Genomic DNA, 4480 nt, shown 5'->3' on the forward strand with positions numbered 1-4480 from the left:
TTGCGGAAGATTCCCTACTGCTGCCTCCCGTAGGAGTCTGGGCCGTGTCTCAGTCCCAGTGTGGCCGTTCACCCTCTCAGGTCGGCTACGCATCGTCGCCTTGGTAGGCCGTTACCCTACCAACTAGCTAATGCGCCGCAGGCCCATCTGTCAGCCACAGATTACTCCGTGTTTCATGATTCTCTCATGCGAGAAAACCAGTTATCCGGTCTTAGCTATCGTTTCCGATAGTTATCCCAGTCTGATAGGCAGGTTACCTACGTGTTACTCACCCGTCCGCCGCTAAGCACCGAAGTGCTCCGCTCGACTTGCATGTATTAGGCACGCCGCCAGCGTTCGTCCTGAGCCAGGATCAAACTCTCCATAAAGATCTCCCCAAAAAGTGAMGYKAACCTCCGAAGAGAATTCCGATTACTTTYCGGGGACCCCGTTAAGGGTCAGACGATTGCTCGTCYTTATATCTGAAAGCTTAATAGCTCATTGACTTGCTAGCGAGATTATTCATCTCATTTATAGTCGATTACTCGACTGTGCTTACTCACTCGTTGTTCAGTTTTCAAAGATCAATTTTCTTTCTCATTMCGTCCCACTCTCGCGGCCGGAATTACAATATAGCATATTCAACCAATCAGATGCAAGCTTTATTTTTACAATATTCGATAAAGTTTTCAGCTCGTTTTGGCCGGAAAGACAATATACCATGGTGACCAAAATAATGCAACTCTATTCTACATTTTTCAGGAATGTCCGTGATTTAGCATATCTTCTACTAGTTCCTGTTCGAAACGCTCTTTGAGAGCATCATTGCTGGGGGCTATGGATAAGCTGATCTCTTTAAACTCTCGGACCATATTCTGAATGCCTTCCAGGTTGCCACTCTGAGCTAAATGATCTGTTTGCGCAATAACATGATAAGCGATGGCTTGGTAAGCGTCAGTGAAACTTTGCTCCACATTGGCAGCAGCTCTATAGTCTGCGTAATATCTTCTGAATGTCTCCATAAGCGTTTCGTTCATATTCATGCCACTCCTTTCAAGATAAAGAACAGTTTCCCACAAGGAAAGCAAGTTTATACGGTATAAAAGCACAACAGCTCCCTGCTGTAAGAAGCAAGGAGCCTGTTATGAGTATTCAACCTTTTTTATATCTCTGTATGAAATCTCTTTTATTTTACATCAATAGAAGTAACAACTTGGTTTTGTCCTTTAAGCTCAACAACATGGTTAGGTGTAAATGAACCAAGGTTGCCTGTCAAAGCGACATTAGCTGCTACGTTATAAACCGTAGTTTGGCTGACGTTATTGATATTTTGAGTGATAGAAATTGTAGTGATTTTACCTTGTCCATCTACAGTTGTTCCATTTAATGTACCTACAACATCGAAGTTTGTGTTAGCCTCAGCCAGCTTAGTAACTTCTACGAAGACAACTTGATTGTTGAAAGAACGAACTTTCACTTCATCGCCTACTTGAATCGCAGAAGCAGCTACTTTCACACCGTTACGCAAAATGAATGCATCCGGGTGAAGAACATAGTTTGTTGTAACTCCTGCTTTTGTTACTGGAAGCACGTTGTTGTATACAACTGCGTTCACAGTTCCAGTAGTGGAGTTTTGGTCTTCAGGCATTTGCTCGCCTGTACGATCCAATAGAGCTGCCAATTGTGCACGAGTCACGTTTTGGCCCGGTCTGAATGTGTTATCTTCAAAGCCATCAACAAGACCTTTATCGATAGCTACGGCAACATATCCTACAGATCCAGCAGGGATTTGTTTAGCATCTTTAAATGTAAGCTGTGTGTTCATTTTCGCTTTAGCTTCGGACTCAAGTTTCAAAGCTTTCACTAATAGCGTAGTTGCCCATAGGCGATCCGCTTCTTTAGATGGTTGAACGGAATCATCGTTTTCTGTGAATAAATCATTTTCAAGTGCTACGGCTACGTATCCTACTGCCCATGCAGGGATTTTGTCAGCATCTTTGAAGTTTAGTTTTGTTGCCATTTCAGTAGCGGATTCCGCTTGTTCACGCAGACCCATCAATCTTACAGCGGCTGTAATCGCTTCAATGCGGGAAACGGATTTGTCCGGTTTGAACGTACCGTCTTCGTAACCTTCGAATACTTGCTTGGATGCCAAGCTAGCTATGTATCGCATTGCCCATTGAGCGCCTTTAAGATCGTCAAAGTTGATGCGGATTTGAATGTTGCCGCTAATGTTACCGTTGTTGTTTTTACCATTATTAAAAGAAGTGTTGTAGCTATTATTATTGTTGTTATTGTTTCCTTTACCACGATCATCATGGTCATTCCCTTTGGCAAACGCTGCAGAAGCGCCTCCCATTACCATTGTTAGTACAAGTCCTGTTGCTACAGCTTTCTTCATTAGGTTCTTTTTCATATCAAGTTCCCTCTCCCTTATTCATATGATTGGTATAAATAATGTGGAGCCTTCGCGAAGGGTTCCTGGTTATGCTACAAGGATTCGCCCTTGAGGAAATGTTTTGGGGGGTCGTACAGGGAATGATTTAAAATATCAAATTGTCGAGTCTATTAAATCCCCTATGAAACTGCTAAACTAAACGAGATAAAACACTATCGCTAAAGGAGCTCACGTATGCGTTTACGTAATCCCAGAGTCCAGCTTGTTATTGCTCTAGCCGTTATTCTAATTGCATTGTCAGTCTTTACTTATAGCAAAATCGGACTCAAGCAAGCAAATGTGGAACCTGCCGTTGTTACAGTGCCAACTAACACGCATCATGATCCTCCCCCTGTTAGTGAAGCCCCACCGACAGCGCCCGTAGAAACTAAAAATACGTATCCCTTAGAACAAGTTGATGTTGTTGTGATCGGCAGTGAGCTAGAAGGTCTCTACCTAGCAAGGGCCGCGGCGGACGAAGGCTTGAAGGTTAAAGTATTAGATCCTCATAAAGCTTTTGGCGGCCAAATCCTTCAGAGTCAAATGTTGTTTCTGGATGAAACGCGCGACGATCAAGGTCATTTATTAGTGCAGGGCCGGGCTAAAGAATTATTCGACGGCTTCCGAAATGCTAAAATCCGCAAGCTTTCCGAATTTTCAACTTATATGGATAAACTGGTCAAAAACATCCCTGTCGAATCCGGCGTTATTTTAAATGAAATTGAGCAAATCAACACGTCAGACAGCATGCACAAAGTTGCTTCTATCGTCTATACAACGGACAAGAATGAAAAGAAAAAGATTACAGCCAGCTACTGGGTCGATAATAGCGATTATGCCGCACTCATCTCACGACTCGATGCCAAGAGATTGCCAGGACTAGAGAAATTCTATGGGCAAAAAGACATCGAATACATGAGCGCCGGTATGATGATGAAGTTCAAGAATGTCGATTGGAAAAAGTTCAATACCACTTTCAACGCGCTAAAACCTGAAGAGAAATCCAAAAAATTTGGCGGCGGCTCTATCAATGACAGCTATGCGATCGGGCTAAGCGGTATGACAAAAGCCTATCACTCCTCCAATGACCGCGTATTTCTAAGAGGTTTGAATGCCGTGAATCAAAGGGATGGAGAAGTTTTAATTAACGCCCTTCTTGTGTATACCGTTGACCCATCTAAACCCGAATCCATCCAAGAAGCTGTTACGCTGGGCAACAAAGAGACGGCCTCCATTCTGGGACATTTCCGTAAAACCTTGCCAGGTTGGGAGCATGCCGAACTTGGGGAACTGCCAACTTACCCTTACGTAAGGGAATATAATCACTACGAAATGGATTATGTGTTAAAACCGTCTGACCTGCTCTCAGGCACCATGTTCTGGGATAATGTCAGCATCGGCGGCTATCCGCTTGATTTGCAAGGCACGAGCGCGAACAAGTGGGGCATTGAAATGGGACGTCCCGACAAATACGGCATGCCGCTGCGCAGCTTTTTATTGAAAAATTACGACAATGTCATTTCCGCCGGGAAAAATGTAGGCTCCTCGGCCATCGCATACGGAAGCACAAGAATTCAACCGAATACGAGTCTGGCTGCTGAATCCATCGGCGTCATACTGGGGCAATTGCATGGCAAACAAAAGCTTAGAGAGATCACACCTGAAGAAATGACCAAGTTGCAGCAGTACTTAGCTGCTCATTATCAAATCAAGCTAACCGGGGTAACCGGCACCAACAAGATCAGCGGTTGGAATGAAGACGAGATTAGAAAGCTTGATACCGGGGAAATTACTTACCCTAGCTACGTGCAACTCGCAAAAAAACAACTGTGAAATAAGCAAACCCGTGCATTCGTTCTTCGAGCGAGTGCGCGGGTTTTTTTACGAAAATTTAATTTAAAAAGTAGTTGAAAAACAGAACCGCCAGCCATATAATAAGCAATATACTTAAGTTTACTTATAATCACTTACGCGAAAGGAGCGAGAAAGCTTTGTTTCAAGAAGAAAGACTCATATCCATCATCGATTACTTAAAATCAAATAAGCGCATTACGGTTGATCTGA

General features: G+C 43.5%; 3 protein-coding genes and 1 rRNA gene. 1 reads left to right on the top strand and 3 read right to left on the bottom strand.

Annotated elements, in window-relative coordinates:
• The 3 genes from AC1DUA_RS24970 to AC1DUA_RS24980 all read right to left on the bottom strand — a co-directional run.
• Positions 1 to 368: ribosomal RNA gene (locus AC1DUA_RS24970) — 16S ribosomal RNA — on the bottom strand; the annotation flags it as partial.
• Positions 369 to 737: 369 nt separating this feature from the next.
• Positions 738 to 1016: a hypothetical protein gene (locus tag AC1DUA_RS24975; RefSeq protein ID WP_477502333.1), complete on the bottom strand. Its 279-nt coding sequence runs from the start codon at positions 1014 to 1016 to the stop codon at positions 738 to 740.
• 149 nt (positions 1017 to 1165) lie between these two features.
• Complete coding sequence (locus AC1DUA_RS24980) at positions 1166 to 2395, bottom strand: S-layer homology domain-containing protein (protein ID WP_477502334.1); 1230 nt, start codon at positions 2393 to 2395, stop codon at positions 1166 to 1168.
• 216 nt (positions 2396 to 2611) lie between these two features.
• Between AC1DUA_RS24980 and AC1DUA_RS24985 the strand changes: the two genes are divergently transcribed.
• Positions 2612 to 4249 (top strand): FAD-dependent oxidoreductase, encoded by a 1638-nt coding sequence (locus AC1DUA_RS24985; RefSeq protein ID WP_477502335.1) that lies wholly within the window; start codon positions 2612 to 2614, stop codon positions 4247 to 4249.
• Positions 4250 to 4480: the final 231 nt, after the last annotated feature.

Source organism: Paenibacillus sp. 01T422 (genome assembly GCF_056398785.1).

What these genes read in the sequence shown, in the direction of transcription:
- AC1DUA_RS24975 (WP_477502333.1), bottom strand. Translation starts at nt 1,016, where the DNA reads ATGAACGAAACGCTTATGGAGACATTCAGAAGATATTACGCAGACTAT.
- AC1DUA_RS24980 (WP_477502334.1), bottom strand. Translation starts at nt 2,395, where the DNA reads ATGAAAAAGAACCTAATGAAGAAAGCTGTAGCAACAGGACTTGTACTA.
- AC1DUA_RS24985 (WP_477502335.1), top strand. Translation starts at nt 2,612, where the DNA reads ATGCGTTTACGTAATCCCAGAGTCCAGCTTGTTATTGCTCTAGCCGTT.